24 protein-coding genes and 1 pseudogene are annotated in these 26436 nt (G+C 67.7%); 10 read left to right on the top strand and 15 right to left on the bottom strand.

Translation table 11 applies throughout. The annotated features are described in order from the left end of the window. Window positions 1-181: 181 nt before the first annotated feature. From ACSQ3D_RS07745 to ACSQ3D_RS07725, 5 genes are all read right to left on the bottom strand, one after another. Window positions 182-1381: an MFS transporter gene (locus ACSQ3D_RS07745; protein WP_436126475.1), complete on the bottom strand. Its 1200-nt coding sequence runs from the start codon at window positions 1379-1381 to the stop codon at window positions 182-184. Window positions 1382-1675: 294 nt separating this feature from the next. Continuing rightward, a complete protein-coding gene (locus ACSQ3D_RS07740; RefSeq protein ID WP_436126474.1) occupies window positions 1676-2629 on the bottom strand; it encodes an ABC transporter substrate-binding protein in 954 nt (317 codons plus the stop codon). A 164-nt stretch (window positions 2630-2793) separates the two neighbouring features. Continuing rightward, window positions 2794-3837, bottom strand: a complete 1044-nt coding sequence (locus ACSQ3D_RS07735) for an NAD(P)-dependent oxidoreductase (RefSeq protein ID WP_436126473.1) — start codon at window positions 3835-3837, stop codon at window positions 2794-2796. A 5-nt stretch (window positions 3838-3842) separates the two neighbouring features. Then, the gene (locus tag ACSQ3D_RS07730; protein WP_436126472.1) at window positions 3843-4997 is read right to left on the bottom strand and encodes an acyl-CoA dehydrogenase family protein; all 1155 of its coding nucleotides are present in this window, start codon (window positions 4995-4997) and stop codon (window positions 3843-3845) included. Beyond that, window positions 4994-5812 (bottom strand): class II aldolase/adducin family protein, encoded by an 819-nt coding sequence (locus ACSQ3D_RS07725; RefSeq protein ID WP_436126471.1) that lies wholly within the window; start codon window positions 5810-5812, stop codon window positions 4994-4996. The genes ACSQ3D_RS07730 and ACSQ3D_RS07725 overlap by 4 nt, the downstream gene beginning before the upstream one ends. Window positions 5813-6099: 287 nt before the next feature. Here ACSQ3D_RS07725 and ACSQ3D_RS07720 point away from each other — a divergent pair, with 287 nt between their 5' ends. Together ACSQ3D_RS07720 and ACSQ3D_RS07715 are read left to right on the top strand one after the other, a co-directional pair. Next, complete coding sequence (locus ACSQ3D_RS07720) at window positions 6100-7125, top strand: ABC transporter substrate-binding protein (protein ID WP_436126470.1); 1026 nt, start codon at window positions 6100-6102, stop codon at window positions 7123-7125. A 120-nt stretch (window positions 7126-7245) separates the two neighbouring features. Next, a complete protein-coding gene (locus ACSQ3D_RS07715; protein ID WP_436126469.1) occupies window positions 7246-7845 on the top strand; it encodes a molybdopterin-dependent oxidoreductase in 600 nt (199 codons plus the stop codon). A gap of 142 nt (window positions 7846-7987) precedes the next feature. Here ACSQ3D_RS07715 and ACSQ3D_RS07710 read toward each other — a convergent pair whose 3' ends face one another. Beyond that, window positions 7988-9223 (bottom strand): MFS transporter, encoded by a 1236-nt coding sequence (locus ACSQ3D_RS07710; RefSeq protein WP_436126468.1) that lies wholly within the window; start codon window positions 9221-9223, stop codon window positions 7988-7990. 97 nt (window positions 9224-9320) lie between these two features. On the opposite strand from ACSQ3D_RS07710, the gene ACSQ3D_RS07705 reads away from it, so the two are divergent. Next, the gene (locus ACSQ3D_RS07705) at window positions 9321-10259 is read left to right on the top strand and encodes a LysR family transcriptional regulator (RefSeq protein WP_436126467.1); all 939 of its coding nucleotides are present in this window, start codon (window positions 9321-9323) and stop codon (window positions 10257-10259) included. A 300-nt stretch (window positions 10260-10559) separates the two neighbouring features. On the opposite strand, the gene ACSQ3D_RS07700 is transcribed toward ACSQ3D_RS07705, so the two are convergent. Further along, a complete protein-coding gene (locus ACSQ3D_RS07700) occupies window positions 10560-11639 on the bottom strand; it encodes an ABC transporter substrate-binding protein (RefSeq protein WP_436126466.1) in 1080 nt (359 codons plus the stop codon). After that, window positions 11639-12745, bottom strand: a complete 1107-nt coding sequence (locus tag ACSQ3D_RS07695; protein ID WP_436126465.1) for an LLM class flavin-dependent oxidoreductase — start codon at window positions 12743-12745, stop codon at window positions 11639-11641. Before ACSQ3D_RS07695 ends, ACSQ3D_RS07700 begins: the two co-directional genes overlap by 1 nt. A 241-nt stretch (window positions 12746-12986) precedes the next feature. On the opposite strand from ACSQ3D_RS07695, the gene ACSQ3D_RS07690 reads away from it, so the two are divergent. From ACSQ3D_RS07690 to ACSQ3D_RS07675, 4 genes and pseudogenes are all read left to right on the top strand, one after another. Further along, on the top strand, window positions 12987-13484 hold the full coding sequence (locus ACSQ3D_RS07690) for a GrpB family protein (protein ID WP_436126464.1): 498 nt from the start codon (window positions 12987-12989) through the stop codon (window positions 13482-13484). Window positions 13485-13527: 43 nt separating this feature from the next. Then, a pseudogene (locus tag ACSQ3D_RS07685) lies at window positions 13528-13955 on the top strand (DUF1801 domain-containing protein). A gap of 255 nt (window positions 13956-14210) precedes the next feature. Further along, a complete protein-coding gene (locus tag ACSQ3D_RS07680) occupies window positions 14211-14519 on the top strand; it encodes a hypothetical protein (RefSeq protein ID WP_056168319.1) in 309 nt (102 codons plus the stop codon). Between the two features lie 382 nt (window positions 14520-14901). After that, window positions 14902-15306 (top strand): bacteriocin, encoded by a 405-nt coding sequence (locus ACSQ3D_RS07675; RefSeq protein WP_436126463.1) that lies wholly within the window; start codon window positions 14902-14904, stop codon window positions 15304-15306. 248 nt (window positions 15307-15554) lie between these two features. Here ACSQ3D_RS07675 and ACSQ3D_RS07670 read toward each other — a convergent pair whose 3' ends face one another. Next, a complete protein-coding gene (locus ACSQ3D_RS07670) occupies window positions 15555-16991 on the bottom strand; it encodes a hypothetical protein (protein WP_436126462.1) in 1437 nt (478 codons plus the stop codon). Between the two features lie 33 nt (window positions 16992-17024). Then, complete coding sequence (locus ACSQ3D_RS07665) at window positions 17025-17519, bottom strand: type III secretion system chaperone (RefSeq protein WP_436126461.1); 495 nt, start codon at window positions 17517-17519, stop codon at window positions 17025-17027. Between the two features lie 365 nt (window positions 17520-17884). Here ACSQ3D_RS07665 and ACSQ3D_RS07660 point away from each other — a divergent pair, with 365 nt between their 5' ends. After that, window positions 17885-18340: a low molecular weight protein-tyrosine-phosphatase gene (locus tag ACSQ3D_RS07660; RefSeq protein WP_436126728.1), complete on the top strand. Its 456-nt coding sequence runs from the start codon at window positions 17885-17887 to the stop codon at window positions 18338-18340. A gap of 465 nt (window positions 18341-18805) precedes the next feature. After that, window positions 18806-19114, top strand: a complete 309-nt coding sequence (locus tag ACSQ3D_RS07655) for a hypothetical protein (RefSeq protein WP_436126460.1) — start codon at window positions 18806-18808, stop codon at window positions 19112-19114. 548 nt (window positions 19115-19662) lie between these two features. On the opposite strand, the gene ACSQ3D_RS07650 is transcribed toward ACSQ3D_RS07655, so the two are convergent. Next, window positions 19663-20280 carry a DUF4304 domain-containing protein gene (locus tag ACSQ3D_RS07650; RefSeq protein ID WP_436126459.1) on the bottom strand — a complete coding sequence of 206 codons (618 nt, stop codon included), beginning with the start codon at window positions 20278-20280 and terminating at the stop codon, window positions 19663-19665. A 266-nt stretch (window positions 20281-20546) separates the two neighbouring features. On the opposite strand from ACSQ3D_RS07650, the gene ACSQ3D_RS07645 reads away from it, so the two are divergent. Beyond that, entirely contained in the window at window positions 20547-21899 is a 1353-nt protein-coding gene (locus ACSQ3D_RS07645; protein ID WP_056412705.1) for a chloride channel protein, read from the top strand. 102 nt (window positions 21900-22001) lie between these two features. On the opposite strand, the gene ACSQ3D_RS07640 is transcribed toward ACSQ3D_RS07645, so the two are convergent. From ACSQ3D_RS07640 to ACSQ3D_RS07625, 4 genes are all read right to left on the bottom strand, one after another. Next, window positions 22002-23192 (bottom strand): c-type cytochrome, encoded by a 1191-nt coding sequence (locus tag ACSQ3D_RS07640; RefSeq protein WP_436126458.1) that lies wholly within the window; start codon window positions 23190-23192, stop codon window positions 22002-22004. Window positions 23193-23215: 23 nt separating this feature from the next. Next, entirely contained in the window at window positions 23216-24064 is an 849-nt protein-coding gene (locus tag ACSQ3D_RS07635; protein ID WP_436126457.1) for an ABC transporter ATP-binding protein, read from the bottom strand. Next, window positions 24058-25167, bottom strand: a complete 1110-nt coding sequence (locus tag ACSQ3D_RS07630) for an ABC transporter permease (RefSeq protein WP_436126456.1) — start codon at window positions 25165-25167, stop codon at window positions 24058-24060. Before ACSQ3D_RS07630 ends, ACSQ3D_RS07635 begins: the two co-directional genes overlap by 7 nt. Window positions 25168-25295: 128 nt before the next feature. Next, window positions 25296-26324 (bottom strand): ABC transporter substrate-binding protein, encoded by a 1029-nt coding sequence (locus ACSQ3D_RS07625; protein WP_396505856.1) that lies wholly within the window; start codon window positions 26322-26324, stop codon window positions 25296-25298. Between the last annotated feature and the right edge of the window lie 112 nt (window positions 26325-26436).

The following is a 26436-nucleotide window of genomic DNA, read 5'->3' as shown; positions in this document are numbered from 1 at the left end:
GGGGAGTGGCCCGCAGGTGCGCTGCAGCCAGGGCGGGGCCGTGTGCGCATGGTGCTTGCCCTCTGGGCATGCCACCGCACACGGTCCTCTCGGAGTCTACAAGCGAAAACCCTGCAGGCCGAAGGTCTGCGGGTATCCCCCAGCGGTGGCGGACAAAGGGGCCCCGCCGGGGCCTTGCGCCTCAGGCGCCTGCAACCACGGCCCCGCGCGCCTGCACCCGGCGCGAGACCAGCAGGCCCAGCACGAACACGCCCAGCGCCGCCACCGAGAACACGGGCGGCAGCCAGCCCCGGTCGACGCTGAACGCCACGATCAAGACACCCGTGGACTGGCCCAGGAACAGCAGGCACGCGAACATGGTCACCGCCGCGCCCCGCGCCTGCGGTGCCATTTGCGTGGCCTGCACCTGCAGCGTGTTGTGCAGCATGTAAAAGCCGATGCCCGCCATGAAGCAGCCCAGCATCGCCCAGCCCACCGCCGGGGCCCAGGCCAAAGACAGCAGGCCCACGGCGATCAGCGTGGCGCCCGTGATGGCCAGGCCCCGCTCTCCCAGCGCGGCCAGCCAGCGGCGCGCGAACACGCTGTAGATCAGGCCGCCCACGCCGTACAGCACCATCACGCCCCCGGCCGCGGCGGCCGATAAGCCGAAGCCATCGACCATTCGTGCCGGCACAAAAGCCAGCGTGCCGAACGCGAGCGCCCCCTCGATGGCCACCACCGTCAGCACCCAGCGCACACGCTCGATGCGCAGCAGGGCCAAAGTGCCCGCCAGGTAATTGGCCAGCGAGAAGGCCGGTGCGCCCGGTGCGGCGGCAGGCCGCAGCGCCCCGCTGGCGCGTGCATGGCGCAGCAGCAGCGTGGCGGCGGCAAAGAACAGCACGGCCAATGCGCCCAGCGCCGCGCGCCAGCCCAGCGTTTCGGTGGCAAAGCCGCCAAACCACTGGCCCGCCATCATCCCGGTGACGGTGGCCACCATGAGGCGCGCCAGGGTTTCCTGCCGCTGCTCGTAGGCCACCTCGTCACCGATCCAGGCCATCGACAGCGGAATGATCCCCGCCGCGGCCGCACCCATGGCGGCGCGCGCCACCACCAGCAGCGTGAAGCTCTGCGCCAGTGCGGTGACGGCACTGAACACCGCGCACGCCGCCGTGGCGCCGATGATCACGCGCACCTTACCGATGCGGTCGCCCAGCGGGCCGTACACCAGCTGCAGCACGCCGTAGGCCACGGCAAACGCCGCGATCACGGCTGAGGCATCGCCGGTGGTGATTTGGTATTCGAGGGACAGTGCGACCAGCATCGGGTCGCACACGCGCATGGACGCCATGCTGCAAAAGGCCGCCAGGCTGATCAGCCGCAGCATCGTCGAGGAAGAGGTCATGGGACCCGATTGTGGTGCGGCTGGCGCGATGGTGCTTGCGCCGCGCGCTATGCACCCCGCGGGTTGAAGGTCTGGACCGCGGTTCGATCGATGGTTGACCGTTCACGGAGCGGTGGGTCGGGAGCAGCACTTCGACAGACTTAGCGCGAATGGGCGGGGATGGCCCTCGGCCGATGGCCCCTCACCCCCACCCGTTCGGGCTGAGCTTGTCGAAGCCTCGCAGCGCGCCCCACCAAGCCCCGCCTGAAAAGCGAGGAGGCCTGCTTCACGACGAAAGCGTCGCAGACGTCTCGCTCAGCCCTTGCCCACATTGAAGCTCGTATCGAACGTGCCCCGCACATCGAGCCGCTGCTTGATGAGCCCGGCCGCCAGATAGAAGTCGGCCGTCTTCTGCTGGTCCGCCAGCACCTGGGCGTCGATGTCCTGCCAGCGGGTGGCGCGGCGGTCGAACTGTAGCTGCGCTGCGTCGGCCGGGATGCCGACGATGCGGGCCAGAGACTGGCCAAAAGATTTGGAGTTCTGGTACGACCAGACCTGCGCCCGTGCCACGCGCTCCTTGAAGTCCTGCAGCACGGTGCGTTTTTCGGCCAGCGCCGCGTCGGTGGCGGCCAGGAAAGACAGGCCCGTCCACAGCCCCCGGCCACTGACCAGCACGCGCGCATGGCCGCTGGTTTCGGCCAGCGCGGTGTAGGGCTCCCACGTGGCCCAGGCGTCCACCGAGCCCTGCGTGAGCGCAAGCTTGGCGTCCGGCGGCGGGATGAAGCGCAGTTGCACGTCGTCGGCCTTGAGCCCGGCGGATTCAAGCACTTTGAGCGTGACGAAGTGGCCGATGGAGCCGCGGTTGGTGGCGATGCTCTTGCCCTTCAGGTCGGCCGCCGTCTTGAGCGGCGAGTTGGGCGCCACCAGCACCGCGGTGCCGTACGCGTCCGACCGGTTGGCCGCAAAGGCCTTGACGCGGCTGCCCGCGGCCAGAGTGAACAGCAACGGCGCATCGCCAATGGGCCCGAAATCCACGGCGTTGGCGTTGAGCGCCTCGGCCAGCGGCGCAGCGGCCGGGAACTCGCTCCACTTGATGTCGTAGGGCAGGTTCTTCAGTTCGCCCGCAGCGTCGAGCAACGCCTGCAGCCCGCCCTTCTGGTCGCCTGCACGCAGCAGCACGCGCTGCTGGGCGTGGGTGAGCACGGGCGAGAGGAACGAACTGGCGGCGACGGAGGCGGTCAGCAGATGGTGGAATTGGCGGCGCAGCATGGTGGTCGGGTGTGAAAGGGGGTTGGCACTGTCGAAGGGACTCTGGCTGCCATTGCATCACCGGGCCCGCGCTAAACCAACGAAGCCTTGCGACCATCCATATGCGGTTTTCGCATGCAGGGCACTGGCCGCGTGCGGCCCCTGCCCGCCCGCGCGACCTGGCATCAGTAGCCCCGCGCCCCATCCACCACGTCTTCCAGCGGCTCCCCTGCCACATGGCGCGCCAGGTTGGCCACGAACTTCCGGGCCGTCAATTCCGCTGCGCCCTGCGCCGCCCACGACACATGGGGCGTGAGCCGCACGCGCGGGTGGGTGTACAGCGGGTGACCGTCGGGCAGGGGCTCGGGGTCGGTCACATCCAGCGTGGCGCCCGCCAGGCGGCCGCTGCCCAGCGCATGCAGCAGCGCCTGCTGGTCCACGAGTGCTCCGCGCGCAATGTTCACCAAGTGCAGCCCAGGCTTGGCGTGCGCCAGGGTGGCGGCGTTGATGAGGTGGTAGGTCTGCGCGGTGATCGGCAGGGCCAGCACCAGGTGGTCCGAGGCCGCTAGCAGCTGCTCGATGGAGGGGGCGGTGCGCACACCATCATCGCCCTGCACATCCGCCCCGCCGCGGCGCAGCACCGTGACCTGCATGCCGAAGGCCTGCGCCAGCCGCGCCACCTCGCGCCCGATGGCGCCGTAGCCCGCGATGCCCAGGGCCCGCCCCTGCAGCGTGCCGGGCAGTTGCTGGTCCACCCGCGCAAACGTCTCGCGCCACGGCCCGGCGCCCGACACCTGCAGCGTGTCCCATGCGCGCTGGTGCGTCAGCAGCGCGGTCAACACGTACTCGGCAATGGGCACGGCCGCCACGCCGCGCGAGCAGGTCACCTGCGGCACCTGCAGCAGCCAGGGCGGAAAGAAGTCGATGCCGGCAGATGCCACGTGCACCCATTTCAATCGCCCGGGCCAGCCTGCGGGTGCGGTGGCCGGCGCCTGGCGCCAGCCGTTGCGCGGGCCGGTGAAGAGGATGTCCACGTCGGCGGCGCGCTCCCAGGCGGGCACGTCGGCGTCGTCGGCGGCCAGCACCACGGGCAGGCCCGCTCCCGCCACCAGCGCGTCGGCTTCGGGTCCCGTCTGGTTCAGAACGACCCAGCGATCCGCATCAACCCTGGCGTCCGTGTCGTCACGTGCATCGACGTTCCCGCTGCCAGGGTCATGCGCAGTCAGCACCGCGCTCATGCGGCCCCCACGGCCAGCGCCCGGCGGCCCGCGGCAACATAGGCGCTGTCGTCCTGCGGCGTGTGCACGCGGCCGCACAGCACATCGCGCAGGTGGCGCTCCAGCGGGTTCTTGCGGGCCAGGCCGTGGTTGCTGGTCAGCTCCAGCGCGGCCTGCACGGCCTCGATGGCGTTGCGCGTGGCCAGGGCCTTCACCAGGCCGCTGTCCACGGTGGGCACCAGCGTGCCGGCATCCAGGTCATGGGCCAGGCTGGCGATCAGGCGGTCGTTGGTGAGCAGCAGGCCTTCGATGCGGCCCACGGCCTCTTGCGCGCGGGGCAAGGTCGCCAGCGGCGCGCCCAGGCTGGCGGGCACGCGCTCCCGCAGAAACTGCACCAGCCAGTCGCGCGCGGCGCGTGCCACGCCGGTGTACAGCGCAGCCAGCATCACCGTCATCTCGGCCTGCATGGCGGGCTCGCCGCGGGCCCAGTCCTGTGGCAGACGCAGGTCCAGCGCGTGTGCGTGGGGGATCAGCACATCGTGCAGGTGCACATCGTGGCTGCCGCTGGCGCGCAGGCCCAGGTGGTCCCAGGTTTCCTCGATGCGGATGCCGGGCAGGCCCGCTCGCACCAGGAAGGCGCCGGTGCGCGGCGCGTCCTCGTCCGTGCGGGCCCACACCACGTACCAACGCAGGATGGGCGCGCCGGTGGAATACACCTTGTGCCCGCTGATGCGCCAGCCCTCGGCCGTGTGCCGCGCCACCGTGGCCGGCAGCCCGCCGCGCGCGGGCGAGCCCAGCTCGGGCTCCACGCGCAGTGCGTTGATCAGCGACACCTCATGCACCGATTCATTCACCAGCTGCTGCGCCAGTGCCTGCGGCCAGGGCGAGCCAGGGCGGCCCATGCCGCGCTGCTGGATGTACTGCATGGTCAGCACCAGCGCCGTGGCCGGGCAGCCCTGGCCGATGGCGCCGATCACCTCGGCCAGTTGCGCGGCCGACGCGCCCTGCCCGCCCAGTGACCGCGGCGCGGCCAGGGCCAGCAGGCCGGCCTGCTGCAGCCCGTAAAAGTTGGCGTGCGGAAAGCTCGCGTCGCGGTCGTGCACCGCGGCGCGCGCACCGAACTCCACCGCCAGCGCGCGTGCGGCCTGCCCCCACGTCAGTGGCGCATTCACTGCAGCACCTCGGGCTGGTCGCGCACGATGATGTCGAACAGGCTCTTGAACGCGAACTGCGCACCACCCGGCCCGCCGATCTGCGAATGCGTGCGCTGCGCGATCTCGTGCGGGATGGGCTTGGGGGTGCCGGCGGCTTCGGCCAGCAACTGGGCCTGGCAGGCGTTCTCCAGCGCGATGTACCACCACGCGGCGGCCTCCACCGAGGGGCCTGCGGTCAGGATGCCGTGGTTCTGCAGGATCACGGCCTTTTGCGCGCCCAGGGCTTCGCCGATGCGAAAACCTTCGTCGGTCTCCAGCACCACGCCGGTGAAGTCGTCGAACAGCGCGTGGTCTTCATAGAAGATGCACGAGTCCTGCGTGAGCGGATCGAGCTTGCGGCCCAGGGCTGACCAGGCCTTGCCGTAGGTCGAATGCGTGTGCGCGGCGGCCACGATGTCGGGACGCGTCTCGTGCAGCGCGGCGTGGATCGCGAACGCCGCGCGGTTCAGCGGGCCCTGGCCCACCACGATCTCGCCGGCAGCGTTGACCAGCAGCAGGTCGGACACCTTGATCTGCGAGAAATGCAGGCCCAGCGGGTTCACCCAGAAGTGGTCCGTCCACTCCGGGTCGCGCGCGGTGATGTGGCCTGCCAGCCCGTAGTTGAAGCCCTGCTGCGCAAACAACCGGAAGGCCACGGCCAGCGTCTCCTGCCGGTGGCGGCGCTCGGCCTCCACTGTGGGGCGCGCCACCGGGGCGTCGAACCAGTCCTTGCGCTGGGGCGCGGGGTTGAGGGCGAGCTGGGCGGTGGGCAGGGGTTTGAGGACGGCGGACATGGCGGTGGCTTTCGGTATCGGTGGGGGTTGGAATGCAGGACCCCGTCCACCTTAGAAGCGCCCCGCCGCCATGCCAACGAAGAAATCCGCGTGACCACATACGGTTTTGTCATGAACCAGCGCCGTGCCGCAGCCACCGCGGTCATGCACCCCGCTGGGTGCTGCGTTTCACGCATAACGATGCTACGCAAAGGTCTTTGCGCGCAGGCCGGGCTTGGCGGAATCTCGCTGCCCAAGCACGCAACCCCTCTGCTGCTGCCCACCGACCCATAAAAGGCCCGACCACCATGCATCGCAACTGCACCCCCACACTCAACCGCCGCCACCTCATCCAGGCCGGCCTGGGCGCCGCCGCCTGGGCCGCCACGGCGGGCGTGCCCGCGCTGGCCGCCCCTCCAGCCCCCGACCTCTCCAGAGTGACCCTGCGCATCGGCACCTACAAGGGCCTGTGGCGCGCCCTCATCGCTGCGTCCGGCCAGGGCAACACACCCTACCGCATCGAATGGCGCGAGCTGAACAACGGCGTGCTGCACATCGAGGCCCTGAACGGCGACGCGCTGGACCTGGGCTCGGGCAGCGAGATCCCGGCCCTGTTCGCCGCGCGGCAAAAAGCCCAGGTGCGCTTCATCGCCGTGGTGCGCGAAGACCTCAACAACCAGGTCACGCTGGCCCGCAAGGACGCGCCCATCCAGCGCATCGCCGACCTCAAGGGCAAGCGCGTGGGCTACGTGCGCGCCACCACCTCGCACTACTACCTGAGCCGGCAGCTGGCCGAGGCGGGCCTGTCGTTCGCCGACATCAACGCCATCAACCTCACGCCGGCCGACGGGCTGTCGGCCTTCGACCGGGGCGACCTGGATGCCTGGGCCATCTACGGCTACAACGGCCAGCTGGCGCGGCTGCGCTACGGCGCACGCGTGCTCAAGACGGGCCAGGGGTACCTGTCGGGCAACTTCCCCATCTACGCCAACCCACGCGCGGTGGAAGACCCGGCCCGCCACGCTGCCATCAGCGACTACCTGCAGCGCCTGCGCCGCGCCTACCTCTGGGCCAACGGCAACTACCTCGACTACGCCCGCGCCCAGTCTGCCGAAACCCGTGTGCCGGTGGGCGACCTGATCGAGCTGTGGAACAACCGCAGCACCGACTACGACCTGCGCCCCGTGGACGACGGCGTGGTCAAGGGCCACCAGGCCGTGGCCGATGCCTTCCTGCAGCTGGGCGTGCTGGACGGCCCCGCGCAGGTCGCGCCCCTGTGGGACCGCAGCTTCAAGACCGTGCTGCAGCCCCTGGCCGCAGACAAGGCGGCGTGAGCCTGGGCGGTGGTGGCCCCGGCGTATGGAGCGACGGCCCCAGCGTGCCATTTTTTGCGTGGCGTGGGCGCCGGTTGCGCTTAGGATGCGCCCCTCATTTGCACCGAGGAGCCCATCCACATGAACAAACGCCACTTCATCACCGCCACTTTGGGCACCGCCAGCCTGTGGTCTGCCACCGGCGGCAGCAGCCACGCCGCACCGCCAGCGAAGGCCGCCACCGGCCCCACGCTGCTGACTATCAGCGGCGCCATCACCAAGCCCAACCGCGGCGCGCTCGACCCTGCCATCGACCAGATGATGGGCAAGCACGGCATCCAGTTCAGCAACGCCCATGCGCTGGACGCCGCCGCCCTGCAGCGCATGCCCGCCGTCACCATCAAGCCCACGCTGGAGTACGACAGCAAACCCCACACCCTGACAGGCCCCCTGCTCACCACCGTGCTGGCCGCAGCCGGCGTGGCCGCAGGCAGCCCGGTGCAGCTGGTGCTGCGCGCGGTGGACGGCTACAACGTCACCCTCAGCATGGCCGACGCGCAGGCGTACGGCATGATCGTTGCCACCCACATCGACGGCCAGCCCATGGCCCTGGGCGGCCTGGGCCCGCAGTGGGCTGTGTACGACGCCGACGTGCTGCCCGCCTTCAAGGACAAGCCGGTGAAAGAACGCTTTGGCCTGTGCCCCTGGGGGCTGTATCACATCGAGGTGAAGAAGGCCTGAGGCTTGAGGCCTGGCGACTGAGGCCACCGACCGCTTGGCCAGCGTGGCGCAGTCCAGAAAAAGAGCGGCTCCATGGCCGCTCTTTTTTTGATAGCTACTAGCGCTTACCCAGCAAGCGGTAGAGGCAATTTTTATCCAAAAATCAGCGCACACGCCCTGCCATCCGCACCGCCAGTGCAGCCAGCGACCCCACGGTAGCCAACGCCACGACGCCCAGCCAGCCCCACTGCGCCAGCGCCAGGCTGCCCAGCGCGGCACCGGCCGACATGCCGATGAACATGCCGGTGAACAGCAGCGCATTGAGCCGGCTGCGCGCGGCGGGGTCGATGCCGTACACGATGGTCTGGTGCGCCACCAGCGTGGCCTGCACGCCGAAGTCAAAACCGATGGCACTCACCACGATCAACGCCAGCTGCGCCTGGGCGGGCAGCAAGGGTGCCAGCGCCATTGCGGCAAACGATGCAGCGGCCAACCCGGAGCCATAACGGGTCACGACCTCGGGCCCGCGCTTGTCGGCCAGCCGCCCGGCCAGCGGGGCAGCCAGGGCACCCGCCGCCCCCGCCAGTCCAAACGCCCCGGCTGCGGCCGTGCCCAGGTGGAACTGGCTGTGCAGCATCACGGCCAGCGTGGACCAGAACGCGCTGAAGCCCACGGCCAGCAGCCCCTGCGCCCAGGCCGCCCGGCGCAGCGCACTGTGCTGGCGCCACAAGGCCACCATCGAGCCGATCAGCGCGCCGTAGCCCAGTTGCGTGGTGGGCGCAAACCGCGGCAGCCCGCGCCACACCGCCACCGTCAGCAGCGCAATCGCCACAGCCGCCGCCACATACACCGTGCGCCAGCCCCACTGCTGCGCCACAAAGCCGCTGACCACGCGCGACAGCAAGATGCCCAGCAGAAGCCCCGTCATCACCGTGCCCACCATGCGCCCGCGCTGCGCGGCCGGGGCCAGCGTGGCGGCAGCGGGCACCACGTCCTGCGCCACCGTGGCCGCCAGGCCCACGGCCAGGCTGGCCGCCAGCAGCGCGCCCATGCCGGGCGCCAGGCCGCTGAGCAACAGTGCCAGCATCAGCGCCACCGACTTGATGACGATGATGCGGCGCCGGTCGTACCGGTCGCCCAGCGGGGCCAGCAGCAAGATGCCCAGCGCGTAGCCCAGCTGCGTGAGCGTGGGCACGAGGCCCACCACCCGGCTGTCGGCCTGCATGTCCGGCCCCAGCACGCCCAGCATGGGCTGGCTGTAGTACAGCGACGCCACGCTCAGCCCCGCCGTGGTGGCCAGCAGCAGCAACAGCGGCGCGCTCACCGTTGCCTCGGCCGGCGGCTGCCCCGGCGCGGTGCCGACGGCAGGGCTTGCATGCACGTTTTGAATGGAAGACATCTCGACACCTGTTCGACTAAAGGAATGGTGCGATTGTTCTTGGGTTGCAACGCAGTGGGTAGTGGGCTGGGCTGCAGATTTATTATACGCTTGGCGTATGACCATCGCCATGCCACCCGGCGCCGACCGCATCGAGCTGATGCAGACCTTCATCCGCATCGTCGAAACCGGCAGCCTGTCTGCCGCCGCCCAGCAGCTGGGCACCAGCCAGCCCACCGTGAGCCGTCGCCTTCAGGCGCTGGAGCGCAGCCTGGGCATCAAGCTGCTGCAGCGGTCCACCCATGTGATGAAGCTCACCAAGGATGGCGAGCGCTGCTTTGACCACGCCAAGGCCCTGCTCGAAGACTGGCGCGCCATGGAGGACGACTTGCGCGGCACGGCCGACACCCCGCGCGGCACCCTGCGCGTGCTGGCGCCGCACGCCTTCGGGCAAGACCAGTTCATTGCTCCGCTGATGGCCTACCTGCGCCGCTACCCCGAGGTGGATGTGGAATGGATGCTGCACGACCGGCGCCCGAACTTCATCGCCGAAGGCATCGACTGCGCGATCCAGGTCGGCGCGGTGGACGACCCCTCCGTCGTGGCCGTGCGCCTGGCCGAGGTACCGCGCATCGTGCTGGCGTCCCCCGCCCTCATGGCCGGGCGCGCCACGCCAGCGCACGCGCAGGACCTGCAGCCGCTGCCCTGGCTGGCGCTGAGCACCTTCTACCGGCGCGACGTGACGCTGACGCACGAGCCCAGCGGCGAGGCCCACACCTTCGGCATCACGCCGCGCCTGGCCACCGACAGCCTGTACGCCCTGCGCAGCGCCGCACTGGCCGGGCTGGGGGCGTGCATTTCATCGGCATGGATCGTGGACGGCGATGTGCGCCGCGGAGACTTGCTGCACCTGGTACCCACCTGGCACGCGTCGCCGCTGCCGGTGTACCTGGTGTACCCGTATGCGCGGTTTTATCCGGCGCGGTTGCGGCTGTTTCTGGAGGCGATGCGCGGGGCGATGCCGGGGCTGGTGGGGATGCGGGCGGTGGGGGTTTGAGTGCAGGACCCTCATCGGCCACGATGAGGCGTCCAGGCAGGTGTCGGCAGGCGCTTGTAAGTCCGGCAGGCGCTCAGGGTTCGCCGGCTTCGTTTTTTTTCTTCTTCTTGTCTTGGTCGTAATGCCACTTGATGGCGAAAAACATGCCCGTGCCGAACACGAGAACCTTGAACACGATGAAGACTACAGGGACCCAATCCATCTTTGATCACTTCCTGGCGGTTAACTCACACTATGGGTCGTGATCGTAGCAAGCCAGGCAGCCATTGGGTTGGGACATTTTGTCTCACCGAGGCTCGCTCACGCCGCGCCTTTCCACACCCCCACATCCGTGATCCCCGCCACATCCACCCGCACCGGCAGGATTCCGTCCCGCGCCGACCGGTCCGCCACCGTCTGCAGCGCAGTGACATCCGCCTGCGTCACCGGCCGCGCCGCAATGGCCGCGCGCCCCGTGATGATGCGCGAGGCCTCGATGGGCAGACGTGTGAGCTGCGTGTAGACCTGCGCATACGCCTCGCGGTTGGCCAGGGCCCAGTCGCCGGCGCGGGCCAGGCGGTCCAGGTACTGCACGATGGCGGCGCGCTTGGCCGGGTCGGCCAGGGCCGCCTCGGTGGCGGTGATGAAGCCCAGCGCGGTGTTGATGCCGCGCCCGTCGCGCAGGATGCGGCCGCCCTGCTGCAGGGCGATGGTGTAGTAGGGGTCGAAGATGGCCCAGGCGTCGATCTGTTTGGATGCGAACGCGGCGGCCGCGTCGGTGGGCAGCACGAACTTGACCGTCACCTCCTCGCGCTTCACGCCCGCCTCTTCCAGCGCGCCGTACAGCTGGTACTGCGAGATGCTGCCGCGGGCGGACGAGACAATCACCGTCTTGCCCCGCAGGTCGGCCACGCTGCGCAGGGGCGAGTTGCCCTGCACCACGATGCCCAGCGAGTCGGGCTGGCCGACGCGGGTGGCCACGATCTTGAGCGCGGTCTTGCCCACAGCGGCGGCCAGCACAGGCAGGTCGCCCGCCATGGCGGTGTCGACAGCGCCGCTGCGGTGCGCTTCGAACAGCGGCGCGGCGCCCTGGAAGTTGGCCCAGCGCCAGGCAAACGGTGCGCCGTCCAGCGTCTTGGCGGCTTCGAACAGGGCACGCAAACCGCCCGCCTGGTCGCCCAGCACCAGCGATGCGGCCGGTGCCGGAGCCGGTGCCTGCGCCTGTGCATGCGCGGCCGAGCCCAGGCCCAGGATGCCGGTGGCGCCCACCGACAGCGCTGCCGCCTGCTGCAGCCATTGGCGGCGCGATGTGCCAGGGCGGCTGGGGTGGCCGGCGCTGCCTGCGCCGTCACTGCCGATGCCGTGAAGGTTGCCCTCTGCGTGGTCGATGCGGCCGCTCATCACGCCGCCTTGCGCAGGGTGTGCGCAGCGTGCTCGCCGTCGCGTTCGGCGACTTTGGCGCGCACCAGGGGCAGCAGTTCGCGGCCGTAGTCGATGGCATCCACCAGGGGGTCGAAGCCCCGGATCAGGAAGGTGGTGATGCCCAGGTCGTAGTACTTGAGCAGCGCGTCGGCCACCTGCTCGGGCGTGCCGACCAGGGACGTGGAGTTGGACCGCCCGCCGATCTCGCGCGCCACCGCCGTCCACAGGCGTTCGTCCACGCGGTCACCGTTGGCAGCATCGGCCAGCAGGCGCTGCGCGCCCTCGCTCTGCTGCGGGCCGACACCGCGTGCGTAGCCCTGCTGCACGCGCAGGCGGCGGGTGTCGTCCAGAATGCGGTCGGCCTTGGCCCAGGCCTCTTCTTCGGTCTTGCCCAGGATGGGGCGGAACGAGATGCTGAAGTCCACGTGCCGGCCGTTCAGCGTGGCCTCGGCACGCACGCGGCGCACCAGGTCGCCGGCCTGGTCCAGCGATTCGCCCCACAGCGCGTACACGTCGGCGTGCTTGCCCGCCACCTGCAACGCGGGCGCCGATGCACCGCCGAAGTAGATGGGCACACGCTGGCCCTGCAGGGGCTTCACTTCGGACACGGCGCCCTTGGCGCGGTAGTAGGTGCCTGCGTGGTCGAAGGGTTTGTCTTCGGCCCACACCCGGCGCAGGATGGTGAGGTACTCGTCGGTGCGCGCATAGCGCTCGTCGTGGCTGAGGAAGTCGCCGTCGCGCTGCTGGTCTTCGTCCGAGCCGCCGCTGATGTAGTGCACCGCCAGGCGGCCGCCGGTGTAGTGGTCCAGCGTGGCCAACTGGCGCGCAGCCAGCGTGGGGGCCACGAAGCCGGGGCGGTGGGCCAGCAGCAGGCCGATCTTCTCTGTGACCGACGCCGCATAGGTGGCCGTGAGCAGCGTGTCGGGGCTGGACGAGCTGGCAGGCACCAGGATGCGGTCGAAGCCCGCATGCTCGTGCGCCTGGGCGAACGCACGCACGTAGGCCGGGTCGATCGCCGGGCCCTTGCGCGGGATGGTTTCAGAGACTTCGTGCGGCTGGATCATGCCGATGAACTGGACGGGCATAGCGGGCTCCTGGGCGTTGGATGGGAAACGGTTTGGGTGTGGGTTGCAGCCCATGATCTGCGCGGGGGAGCAGTGCACCAACGAAGAAAAACGCGTTTGCAAAGTCGCAGGCTGCATACAGGGCGTCTGTTGCGGTACGACGGGAGCGACGGGCGGTTAGAGTGGCGGACAGGTAGCCCGGTGGCCTCAGACCGTCCGTGATCAGTCGCGGCCCTGATGGCTTGCATCGCACCCGCTTTCCATGAAGTTGCTAGAACCCGCGCAGTACCAGACCAAAGCCGCAGCCGTGTTTGCGGATGTGGCCGCCCAAGTGGCGGCAATCCTTCCGCTCGCCCGCATCGAACACATCGGTGCGTCGTCGATTGCAGGCGCCATCTCCAAGGGCGACCTGGACATCTGCGTGCTGGTAGCACTGCAGGACCACGCACGCAGCGTCACCACGTTGGAAGCTGCAGGTTATGTCGTCAAGACAGACACGCTGCGCACGCCCGCGCTGTGCATGTTGCTGGCGCCCAGCGCGCCCATGGACGTTGCTCTGCAGGTGGTGGCCGTCGGGTCGGAGTTCGAATTCTTCCTGCACTTTCGCGATGCCTTGCGCGCCAACCCTGACCTGGTGGCGCTGTACAACCAGCTCAAACAACGTTTTGCAACCGAGGGCATGGATCGCTATCGCGAGGAAAAGTCGCGGTTCATCGCTGGAGTCCTCCAGGGCGCGGGCACGACCGCCACGCCGAGCTGATCCGCCGCCGTCGCACGATCACTGCGCCACAGGAGACACGCACATGCCGTCCAGACCCACCACAGCCACCCAGCCCGCATCGACCCTCATCGACCAGCCATCGCCGACCTCGCCGACTGGCGCGGCCCGGTGCTGGCCCGCATGCGCGCGCTCATCCACGAAGCGGCGCCCGATGTGGTGGAAGAGTGGAAGTGGATGGGCACGCCCGTGTGGTCATTGGGCGGCATCCTGTGCACTGGCGAGAGCTACAAGGCGGCCGTCAAGCTCACCTTCCTCAAAGGCGCGTCGCTGCCCGACCCGGCGCAGCTGTTCAACGCCAGCCTGGACGGCAATGCGCGGCGTGCCATCGACATCCACGAGGGCGACACCGTGGACGCTGACGCTTTCAAGGCGCTCATCCGCGCTGCGGTGGCACTCAACGCCGCCAAGCCCGCAGGCAGAAAACCTTCTGCCGGCGCAAAGGCAAAGTGAAGGCGCGTGTACAGCGCCTGGGGAAAGCCGATGAGGTGACAGCCCGTCGCAGCCTGCAACGCCCCGCGCAGCAACCGCTACGTTTTCGATAGCATCTTGCGCTTTCTGGACAAGCGGTAGCTGGCAATTTCTTCTGTTTTTTGGTGCTTGCCCTGCGTTGTCGTTGCGAGAAAACGGGTCTGTCAGGGTTGATCCCATAGCCATGCCTGCCCAAATGACTGTACATTTATACAGTTATTCAACCAGGAGAACGCCATGGACACCCTCGAAGCCTGCTACACGGTCACTCTGCGCGACTACCCCGAAGAACTGCCTGCCCAGCAGCGGGCGAACGCCGAGCGGCGCTATGCCAAAGAGCTGGAAAAGCAGTTCGGCGGCCCCGAGCAAGTAGCTGCAGCCCTCGACACCATGTCGAGCCTGGAAGAGTCCCCCCCAGAGATCGTCTCGCCCGGCGACCTCACCCTGCTCAAGCACTGGGGCCGCGCCAGCGTCGCCGCCAAGCAGGCGGGTTTTCGGGACCTGGGCGAAGCTGATGGTGCGTACTTTGAAGTGCGCGTGGCTTGACTTGCGCCGACAGCGACGACCGCAGTGGCAACGCTGATGGGCCCGGCAGTTGCAATCGCATCCTTAACTTGCGTCACCTTCAGCCGCGTCTTTAATTCGGTCGCGCGGACGGGCACTTTTTAGGCTGCGATGCAGGGGCCGCACAGCCACACAGAATCGACCCCGTTGGTGCCTGCGTCGATTCGTGTCCAGCCTTGTTTCGACTCCCGCTGCAGCCCTGTTCCAGCCTTGTTCTTGACCGCGGTCAAGACCTAGCGGCGGTACAGGCTTTTGTCCGACAGGCCAGCGAATCGATGGATGGCGAATCAGGTGTGCAGGCGGCTCAAGAATTTGTTCAGCGGGCCCTGACCCGCCTGTTCAAAGACATGACAAGGAGCACCTCATGAACCCCATCCTCCACCCTGCCGCCGACACTACGGCACATCCTGCGGCCTCCAGCACCGACACGCACACGACGGTCGACGCAGACCTGGCAGCCCAGGCCGTCCCTGGCCACGGTGTTCCATCACAGGACCCCGACCCCGCCGCGCAGCACGCGCTGACCGACAGCGAGTCCCGCCGCGAATCGCAGTCTGCCCTGATGGGCGGCGGCGTGATGGCAGGCGCCGCTGCAGGTGCTGCCGTGGGTGTCGCCGTGGCCGGGCCGGTGGGCGTGTTCGTTGGTGGTACGGCGGGCGCGATTGCCGGTGCCCTTGGCGGCGCTGCCGTGGGGCAAGTGGTGGAACCTCAGCCACCCGTTGGGACCGACTATGAGGCAGCGCAGCCACGGTCCATCGAAAGGCCCTGAACACGGCACCGGTCCACCGAGCCGGCCCCTGTAAAGCCCGCGCAATGCGGGCTTTTTTTATGCGCACTGCTGAAGGCTCAAGCAGGACGAATGCGGCACATGGCAAAGAATCCTTAAGCGTTGTAAGGCACTACAGGGCCGATGACATGCAACCAACGTTGGAGCTTCAATCCAACAAATCCAAGGCGCAGTTGAGCGCCGACAAGCACTGCTGGTATGCGGCCTCTGGCTGACTTGGCCCACCGTGTCTACTTCTTCGTCTGCTCATACAACGGTCCGAAGCTCAGCTTGGTCGCCGTACTGCCCTTGCGCGCCGACACTTCCGGCGCCAGCTCCCGGGCAGCATCGTCAATGGATTTCATGATCTTGACGGCCTGCACCAGTTCATCGGCGCTTCCTGTGCGCTCCGCGGCACGGAACATGCCAAACGCCATGTTCAAGGCTTTCTGCTTCTCGCTCAGGTCGGTGTGGGCGGTGCGGCTCACGTCGTAGGCCGTGCTGTCCGCGAGCCCTTCGATCAGATGGGCAACGTCGCTTTTCAGCAAGGTGAAGCAAGACTCTTTGCGGGTGGGGTCGGTTGCTGCCTGATAGGCATCGAGCGTGGGCAGAGAGGCCAGGATGCGGGTCGCCAATTCCTCCTGCAACGCTTTTTTTGCGGTGTCGTAAGTCTTTTCCACCTGCTTCGGGTCTTCGCCGGATTTCGGCACGGGCTTCGGCCCGGCCGCCGGAAGGCCATAGGCCTGCAGTGTGGTGTCCAGGATGGGACCACTCAGGCTCCCCGTGGCCTGGCGAAGCACGGCGGTGATCCCGGCCTCGCCAGTGGCCGAACTGAGTTGCTGCAGCCGCTGATCTTCTGTGTGGTGCAGTGCCGCCGTGGAGGAGCCCGCGCGCTGGTTCTCCAACGCATCGCCCAGAAAGAAGTTGCCTTTGCAGACGAACAAGAAATTGTTGAGCTTGCCTGCTGTGGCCAAGCCACGCTGGTGGTCGTCCTTGATGGGCGAGACGTCGCCCATGGCGTCAGCGAGCCGGTCCAGGGTGGCGTAGTTCTGTTGATCGGTCTTGGAGATTCGCAACACGGCCTGCACGGAGGACTGCATGGTTTCGTAGGCCACCACGTGGCGCAGGTCCTGCGCGTGGCCTTCGCCGTCCTTGCGGGAAATGACTCTGCCGGTCAGGGGCGTATCCCACCTGGGCCGTTCGAGCCTGCTGCAAAGCTCTTCGGTCTTGGGCTTGTCGCGCAAAGGCGTGGCCCGGGTGGCGTCCAGCGACTCGCGCAGGGCCCATTGCAGCGCTGCACTGCTGCTCATGGGGTCGGTGGATGCCTTGACCGCACTGCCGGACGAGGACATGAGCAGCGCTTTCTTGGTGCTGGCTTCGGTGGTGGGATCGCCCCCCTCGTCTCCCCGGGCACGCTTGGTGCCTTGCGCAGTAGACGCAGTAGGCGCAGCGCCGTCGTCCGCAGGCAGTGGCGGAAAGCCATCTGGCACAACCAGCGCCATGTGGAACACCGTTGTCGATGCCGTCAACCCAGGGTCGGCCAGGTCGCCGCCCAGTTGCGTGCCGGGCATGTCGTGCGGCAACGTGCCCGGCGTGAACAGGCTGGGCACGCCCTGGGGCAAACCGCCCTGCGACGGCGACAGCGGCGCGATGAAAGGCTGGCTGATGGAGGGGAAATGGCTGGACATGGTCAGCGTCTCGATGGCTGTGCGTGAATGGGATCAGGCCCGCAGGTTCATGAACTGGCTCGACAGTGCGGGCGCGGGCACCTCGGCGGCAGCGCCTGCCCTGGCAGCCGTGGCCTCCAAGCCCCACAGTCGCTGGGCGAGCGGGCCCGCGCGGGCCGCCAGATTGGCGATGACGTTGGCCAGCACCGTGCCGTCCAGGCCGTGGAGCGGAAGCCGGTAGCACAGGTACAGGCTGCCGTCGCCATTGGGGTGCGCGGCCACCGCGGCACCGTCGCCCTCGGCCAGGAACATGTTGTACTGCAGCGCGGCCATCACAACGGATTGGCGGGCCGCTGGGTCGGATGGCAGCGAGCCCAGGCCCGTACTGCAGACCACGTGGCGTGCATGCGCGGGCACGTCCACCACCACGGTGGCCTCCCCCGCGGTGAGCACGCCCCGGCCTTCGGCGGTGAGTGCGAAAGCTGCGTGGCCCACCAGCTCTCGCAGCTCGGCCTCCACGCGTTGTTGCTCCGGCGTCAAAAGGGTCATGCGGTGAGGCTCCAGGGTGGCGAATGGTTAAGGTGGCCGCAGTGGCAAGGCATACATCACGCCCCCCAACGGAGGGCCGTGCCGCCAATATAGGCGCGCCTGCCCAAGCAGCCCAGCAAAGAATTGCAACGTGGAATCGCGCCGCGAAGCCACCTCCGCACCGATGGCCGCCTGCAGGACGCGGGCCTGCGCGCGTGCAGGCAAGTGCACGATCGCGGTGCAGGGGCCAGACCATGCAGAATCGGCCAGCGCTCCCATGATCAACCACCCGGCCGAGCACCATGGACCATAAGACGATCAAGCAACCGCCCCTGGAACACACCCGCCACAACCCATCGACATCGGGCGAGCCGATGTCCGTGCTGATGGTCTGCATGGGCAACATCTGCCGCAGCCCCACGGCCCACGGCGTGCTGCAGAAGATGGTGGCCGACGCAGGCCTGGCGGACCGCATCCACGTGGACTCCGCCGGCACGCACGGCTACCACGTGGGCGAGCCACCCGACGAACGCGCCCAGGCCCACGCGGCGCGCCGCGGGTACGACCTGTCATCCCAGCGCGCGCGCAAGCTCACCCGGCGCGACTTCAGCGACTACGACCTGGTGCTGGTGATGGACGACAACAACGAACACGCCGCCCGCGCGCTGTGCCCGCCCGGAAGCGAAGACCGTTTGCGCAGGCTGACGGACTTCTGCATCAGGCTTGAAGCCCACGAGGTGCCCGACCCGTACTACGGGGGCGCCGACGGGTTTGAGCATGTGCTGGATGTGGTGGAGGATGGGTGCGAGGGTGTGATGCGCTGGTGGATGGACAAGCGCTGAAGGTGACGTCTGCAAAGTTCACTGGCCTTTTGGACACAGCACGCCTTGAACACAGCACGTGTTTCAAAAGCTAGATGTGGTTGTCGCAGCCGTACCCTTGGGGCCCACATGCATGGTGAGGTATCCGGTAAGTGCGTGCATGGCTGAGTAGGGGCGGGGGCGCGCAGTGTAGAAAGTGCCCATCCGTACGGGCGGGCATTTCCACACGGCCCGCCGGGATCATGTGGCACGGGTGCCACGCAGCGCGCCGCAGGTTGGCGCAGGCATACCGCCTTCGAGCTGCGCATTCCGGTGATGATGACGGGTTAGTTCAGCACCATGAAACCCGCAGCAGGTATCCTCAATCAGCGGCCGCAAGCGGCCAGAACCGGCCGTTCGCCAGTCGGTCAGAATCCTCCGTGAGCTCTCATTCAAGAAGCTATGAACCGCTGAACTCCAATTTCTCGTGAAGAGCTGGAGGGGCTATTGTCCGATCAGCTCGCCAAGTGCTTACAAGAACACGCCGAACGGTTTGCCCGCTTTCGCGTCCCATTTCGCACCGCATCGGTCATGCGTGGCGGTGTGAGCGAATCAGTATTTATCGTGGCGCAGCTTGGGCAAGTAGCCATCTACTACGAAGACGTTGAAGAAGGGTTCAACGTTTCAGAGGTCGCATCCGACGGCTCACTTATCACCCCCGGTTTCGAGCAGTGGACTATCTCCGATGCAATTCAACACCTTCTCGCCCTCCCTCACGATAGCGTTCGGAGCGAGCCTGATACTGCCCATCGTTGACAGGCAAAGCTCGGCAACGAGCGGGCTGTCGCAGTGACAATTCATCAGGATGACCAAGAAGCCATTTCCGCCATTGGAGTTTTGCAAACGTCGCATATAAGTTGACGAGGCAGAGAACCAGCTAAAGGTAAAAGCAGCGCATTACGGTGTCGAAATCAGTCCCCAGTGGCTGAATCGTTGAGTTGCGTTCAAAGTGGAAATTCTTCCGGGCGACGAGCTTTGGTGGTGGGAGAACTTCGCTGGACCAATGACAGGGGGTGCCGGACACTGCGTTGTACGTGATGGGGCAAGCGCGCACTGGATCGCGACAATGCGCAGTTGAGAATTCTTCGCTGAATGACTGCTGTCGAGCGCGCCTCACGCCCGCTATGGGCCCATTTGAAAAATTCGCACTTGCCCAGAACGGTCTTACGCCTCTGCGAGTTGTAGGCGTCGCGCTCTATCGAAAATGGAACTTCACAACCTGACTGTCCGACGCTTTAAATGAAGTGGCGGAGCAACTACTCAGACTGACGTCTGACTTATGCCAAAGCAAAGCTCAGACAAGGCTATGCCTGAGTAGAAAGTGTCAGCAGCTCGGCATGCCCTTCAAAAGGCGGAGCCGAGCCTTGGGCAAGAGCCCACTGCGCGAACTTAGCAGACTCATCCAGACGGCATTGCAATTTGCGCAAACGGGCCATTGCGTAGGCTATGCGAATGCTGCTTCCAAAGCTATAGCGTCCGAGCGCGTCGATGTCGGCTCCGGGTTGCAAAGTTAGAAGGAGCGACGTAGGTCCGGAGAACTGGGAAAAAAAAGGAACCCCGCTCCGTTGAAAAACCCCTGCGGCATTCGTGACTGCGGCAGCCATGCTTTCGCTCGTTCCGTCGTGGTCCCACTCGCCCACCGAATTCCCTTCTGCGAGGCGGTCTCTAAACTCGCACTTTTCATGAGTGACTTTCTTCGGGTCAACTGTCCCGCCGCCTGTGTATGGCAATCCCAAGGGCTGCACCCCGAGATTCACGGCAAATCGTCCCCCGTAATAGAAACCTTGCACATTGACGACGTGGACCGTGTCGTCAACGACACGACGGAACGTTCGTCCTGCCCCTTTGAATCCTTCTTGGCGAAGGAGTGGTGCAAAGTGAACGCGAATAGCGTCTTCGAGGTTGGGTAGCTTTTCACTCATGTTATGGGTTGCGTTTTGCCATCAGTTGCCATGCACCTATGTGTTCAAACGTCCGCTCCAGGCCTAGTTGAGCGGTGCAAACGAATGACAGTTTCTGGCCGAATTGTGCCGTAGAGGAGCGTCTGGACAGGCTGGCTGGCGGCCTGTCATCGGTGCCGGCGGAGTGGTCAGATCGAAATGGACTCAGTGTTCAGTTGCGCCCGGAATACGCACGAGCCCTCCCCGCCCGCCTTGCGCGGCATGGCAATTGCATGCTTTCAACGCCGATGAACCAAGAGCCCAACTTCCTTGCGAATGTCCGTGAAGAACTGAAGAACGGCCGGCGCTGGCTGGACCGCACCATCGTGCTGGCCTGTGCGTGCGCGGCCGGACTGTGCGTGGTGGCCTTCACGCTGATGGCCGATGCCGCGTTCGAGCTGTTCATGCACATCTACCACTGGCGCGGCGGCTGGGCTGTGCTGGTGTGGATGCCGGCCGTCACCGTCGCGGTCGTGTGGGCCACGCGGCGCTGGGCGCCGGGTGCGGCGGGCTCGGGCATCCCGCAGGTGATGACGGCCCTGGAGCCTGCGCTCGACGCGAACCAGCGCGGGCGCTTTGTCTCGCTGTGGCTGTCGTTCGCCAAGATCGTGCTGGCCAGCGCCGGTTTTCTGGCGGGCCTGTCCATCGGGCGCGAGGGGCCGTCGGTGCAGGTGGCAGCGGGCGTGATGCACCATGCGCGGCGGTGGTTCGACCCGCGCTCGGGCATCACGGCCCATGCGCTGCTGGTGGCGGGCGGGGCCGCCGGCATTGCGGCGGCGTTCAATGCGCCGCTGGCGGGCGTGGTGTTCGCCATCGAGGAGCTGTCGCGCAAGATGGAATCGCGCAGCAGCGGCGTGATCATCACGGCCATCGTGCTGGCGGGGCTGATGGGCGTCTCGGTGTTCGGCAACCTGAGCTACTTCGGCCGCATCCAGGTACCGCGCCTGGATTGGGACGCGCTGGTGCCCGGCCTGGCCGTCGCCCTGGCCTGCGGCGTGCTGGGCGGTCTGTTCGCCAAGCTGCTGGCGGCGTCGCTCACCGGCCGTACCGAGCGCATGTCCCGGCTGCGGGCGCGCTTTCCGCTGCGTTTTGCCGCGTGCGGCGCCCTGGTGGTGGCCGTCATCGGCCTGGTCACCGGTGGCGCCACCTTCGGCGCCGGGTCCGAGGCGGTCAAGCACATGCTGGCCGGGCAGGCCGACGTACCGGCCCTCTACGTCACCCTCAAGTTCATCGCCACGTGGCTGTCGGCCTGGCTGGGCGTGCCGGGCGGCATCTTCGCGCCGTCACTGTCCATCGGCGCGGGCGTGGGGCACAACGTGTCGGTGCTGCTGGGCTCGGACATCGGCCCTGCCCTCATCGCGATGGGCATGGCAGCCTTCCTCGCGGCGGTCACGCAGGCCCCGCTCACGGCGTTCATCATCGTCATGGAGATGGTGGACGGCCATGCCATGGTGCTCAGCCTCATGGCTGCAGCGATGCTGGCCAGCCTGGTCTCGCGCATGCTGGCGCGGCCTTTGTACGAAACGCTGGCGATGGCAATGCTTCACAACCTGGCACCACCTCCGCCTGCAGTGGACCCGGCACCGCCTGCGCCTCGGTAACCTGGCCGCAGGACGCGCATCCAGAAGTCAGCCCGTAGCCCAGAGGCGCAGGCCGCGCCGACGCAGCAGCAGCAGCAGCACCAGCAGCTGCGCCACCACAGGTCAATGCGGAAAACCGCCCCGCAGCAGCCGCACCGGCTCTGCATCCATGCGGCGAATGAGTGCCTGCAGTCCATCCACCTCTGGCGCCGCAGCGCTGCCGCCACGGCTTGCTGGCGAACCGTCACCAGGCGCTGCCGCCGCGCTGGAGCGGCAGACCAGGTCGTCCTCCGACCACGCCGCCTGGCCGGGCGCACCCCGGGCGCGCAGCCAGCCTGCACGGTCGACGATGAGCTGGTAGCCCGGCAGTTCTGCGGTCGGCACGCCCAGCACCAGGGCCAATGCCTGCTGGGTGGCAGCCATCGCATCTGGGCCGCCCTGCGGCTGGCACTCGGCATCGGCCCCCGCGGGCAGACCCGCGACCAGCGTGACCAGGCGCGGGTCATCGGCCACGGCAGGCGCACCCTGTGATGCGGCCACCACGCGCACGCGCTGGCCTGCCAGGTCACGGCTGTGGCGAACCCGCCCCTGGCGGCATGCCACGGCCATGGCCGGCAGGCGCACAGGGCGGTCCCAGGTGCCTGACTCGCGCAGCATCTGCCCGGCCGCATGGGCCTGCAGGTACTCCAGCACCTCCCAGATCTGATCGTCGCGCAGCGCATCGCCCACGCCGGGCATGGTCACCACACCGGCGCGGTTGTGCATGCCTTCGCGCACACGCCAGAAGAGTTCTCCGTCCAGCCGCTTCCACAGCAGCGCGCCGTTCAGGTTGGGGGGCCACTGCGCCAGTTGCGCGGCGTCCGGGCCTTCACCGCGCCCATCGGTGCCGTGGCAGCGCACGCAGTGCTGCTGGTACACCGCCTGCCCGCGCACGATGCCGGTGGCTTCAAAGCCGGTGGGTGACTGGTGCAGGCTGGTGGGCACGGCAGGCGCCAGCAGCAGGTGTGCCTGCGGCCACGGGGCCAGCACCAAGAGCGCGATGGCAGCGGCCCACAGCGGCACGCGGGCGCGCCGCCAGGGCAGCGACAGCCCCAGGGCCAACACCGCGGTGCCCGCGCACAGCAGCGACAGCAGCACGCGCCGGGCATGGCCGGCGTCCACCACCAGCATCTCCGCGGCGATGCGGTGGGCGAGTGGCCAGGCCGGCTGTCCATGGACATCGGGCGCCAGGCCCAGCAGGTGCAGCAGCGCGCGCAGGCCCTGCTGCGCGGCATGCAGGCCTTCGAGCAGGCCGTTCAACAGATCAGGAGACAAGGGGAAAAACCGGCGCTCCGTGGTTACCAGCTCGCGTCCAGCCCCAGCAGCGCCAGCGCCTCGTGGCGCAGTGCGGCCAGGCGCGGGTCGCCGCGGTGGCGCGGGTACGGCAGGTCGTTGACCAGCACCTGCTTCACACGGGCCGGCCGGTCGGAGAAGACCACCACGCGCTGCGCCATGAAGAGCGCCTCTTCCACATCGTGCGTGACCAGCAGGGCCGAGAACCCCGTGCGCTGCCACAGCTGCACCAGCTCGGTCTGCATCGTCAGCCGCGTGAGCGAGTCGAGCTTGCCCAGGGGTTCATCCAGCACCAGCAGGCTGGGGTCGTTGACCAGCGCACGCGCCAGCGCCACGCGCTGCGCCATGCCGCCCGACAGCTGGTGCGGAAAGGCCTTGGCAAAGTCCTGCAGGCCGACCAGGGCCAGGGCTTCGTCCACCCGGTGGCGCTGCGCCTTGAGGATGCCCCGCGCCTGCAGGCCCAGGGCCACGTTGTCCCACACCGTGCGCCACGGGAAGAGCGTGGGATCCTGGAACACCACGATGCGCGACGGGTCGGGCTCGGTGATGGGTACGCCGTCCTGCAGCAGCTCGCCGGTGGTGGCGGGCTCCAGACCCGCCACCAGGCGCAGCAGCGTGCTCTTGCCGCAGCCGCTGGGGCCCAGCAGCGCGACGAATTCGCCGGGCGCAATCGACAAGTCCAGCTCGTCGATGACATGCAGCGGGCCGGCGGGCAGGTCGAACCAGTGGCTGACATTGCGCACGTCTATCCGTGCGCCTTTAATTTCGGGCACATCGATGCGTGCGCCTTGACCTGCAGGCACGTCGATGCGTGCACCCTCCGGCACGGCGGGGGTTGCCACGGAACTCACCATTTCACCACCCCTTTTTGCCACGACAGCACGCGGTCGCGCAGCACGAACAGCAGCGTGATCACGCTGGAGAACAGCAGCGCCATCACGATGAGCGCCGCATACATGTTGGGGTATGCCGCCCAGCCCTGCGCCCAGGTCAGGTACCAGCCCAGGCCCGCCTTCACACCCAGCATCTCGGCCACCACCAGCGTGGAGAACGCGGCCCCGAGGCCCATGAACAGGCCCACGAACACCTGCGGCAGCGCTGCCGGAATGGCCACGCGCAGCACCAGGAACCAGGGCGATGCGCCCAGGGTGCGTGCCACGTCGTAGTAGTTCTTGTGCACCCCCGCCACGCCCGACCAGGTGAGGATGGCCACCGGAAAGGCCGTGCCCAGCGCGATCAGAAAGATGGCGGTGGACCAGCTGGACGGAAAGAAGTAGAAGCTCACTGGCAACAGTGCGGTGGTGGGCACCGGGCCCAGGATGCGCAGCACCGGATGGATCCAGTAGCTGGCCTGGCGCGACCAGCCGATCAACACACCGGTGACGAAGCCCGCCACAGCGCCAATGGCGATGCCCAGCGCCAGCAGGCGGACGGAGGCCACGGCGCTTTCCAGCAGCCGCGCCCAGTCGGTCACGTACACCTCGACCAGGCTTTGCGGCGGCGCAAAGAATGGCGGCGGCAGCGTGCCCAGCTTGGCGGTGAAGACCTCCCATACCGCCAGACCGACGGCAATGGCCACCAGCCAAGGGCCTGCAGGCCGCAGCCGCTGGCCCACCGCACCCAGCACGCGGGGCACCAAAGCCACCACCGCCAGCGCCAACGCAATGACTGCCGCACCGGCTGCGAACTCTTCGGTAAACGCCCATTCGCTGAAACCCGCCGGCTTGTTGGGCCAGACATAGGTCAGCACGGCCAGCGCCGCCCAGGCCACGGCGGCGGCCAGCCCTGTCCACCAGAAACGCTGGAAGGCATGGGCCGCCTTGAAGTCGGGCACGGCGGCAGGCCGGGCACTGATGGAGGCACGCGGTGATGCGCCGGGCGCAGGCAGGGGTGGTGGCGATGGCTTGGGGCTGATGCCCGGTGGTGCGCCCAGGATTTGGTCGGCAACAGTGCTCATGTCAGGTCCAGTGGTGTGGGTTCATCACGGTGAATGCTTCTTCGCTGCAGCGGTGCGATATGGGCGCGGCCCATGCCAGGGCAGCCGGGCAAGGGCCGACGCGCAGCGACTCAGCGGGGTGCTCCCTGCTAAGCCAGCACGTCTGCGTGCACGTGCGCCGCAAAGCGTGCCGGGTCGGTCGAGGGCTTGAGCACGTTCACCAGCTTGAAGTCGCGCGCATAGAACTCGATCTCCTGGCGCAGTGCCGTGCCCACCGGGTGGCTGCGGTGCGTGAGCGTGCCCAGCACGGCGCGCAGGTCTTCCTGCGGCACTTTGGAATACGGACTGAAAATGCGCGCGGTCTCGTTGGGGTTGTCGGCCACGAAGTCCGACGCCTCGATGATGGCGCGCGTGAGCGCCGCTGCCGTGCCCTTGTCGTTGCGCACCATGGCGCCGCTCACGCCCAGCACGCAGCAGGTCTTGGCGGCGTACTCGCCCGACAGGTTCGAGGCCAGGTCCACCAGGCCCTTGGTGCGGCGCTGGATGAGCAGCAGGTTGGGGTCCCCGTCGGCAATGGCCTGGGCCTCGCCTTTTTCCACGGCCAGGCCCAGCATGTCGCCGGGGAATTGGCGCCAGGTCACGTCTTTTTCGGGGTGGAGGCCGGCCTTGGTCAGCAGCACGGCAAAGAAGTTCTTGCCCGGGCTGTTGAGGTCCGACACGGCAATGGTCTTGCCCTTGAGCTTTTGCAGGCTGGTCACGCCCGCCGCCTCATACCCCACCAGGCGCGAGCAGCCGCCGTGCGAGCTGCCCACCAGCTTCACATCGAAGCCCGACTCCAGCGGCTTGATCCAGCGGTGGATCATGCCCACGCCGGCATCGGCCTTGGACGTGGCGATGGTCTCCAGCAACTGGTCGGTGGAGCCCGCAAAGTTGATGAGCTCGACCTTGAGGCCGTGCTTTTCAAAAATGCCGCGCTCCACCGCCACGGGCGCGGCCGACAGGCAGATCGCGTTGGCGTTCCAGGCCAGCTTCACCTCGCGCAGCTTGCCGGCCGCCAGCACCTGGCTGCCCACCACGCCGGACGCTGCCACCACGCTGGCGCCACCGGCCACGCGCAGCAACTGCCGGCGCGACCACTGCGTGCCTGCTCCCCCCAGAATAGGGCCCTTGTCGTTCATGCTCTGCACCTCGTGTAATGAATAAGACCACGGTGATCCGCACCGCACTGCCCGCATTGAAGACGGCGCGGCCCGCAAAGAGAACGAAGAAAAACGGAGATGCATATGCAAA

The sequence above is a fragment of the Acidovorax sp. LjRoot117 genome (assembly GCF_964252695.1).
Lineage (GTDB): Bacteria > Pseudomonadota > Gammaproteobacteria > Burkholderiales > Burkholderiaceae_C > Acidovorax.
Note: the sequence above shows the minus strand (reverse complement) of the source record. Positions and strands in the feature narration are given on the sequence as shown.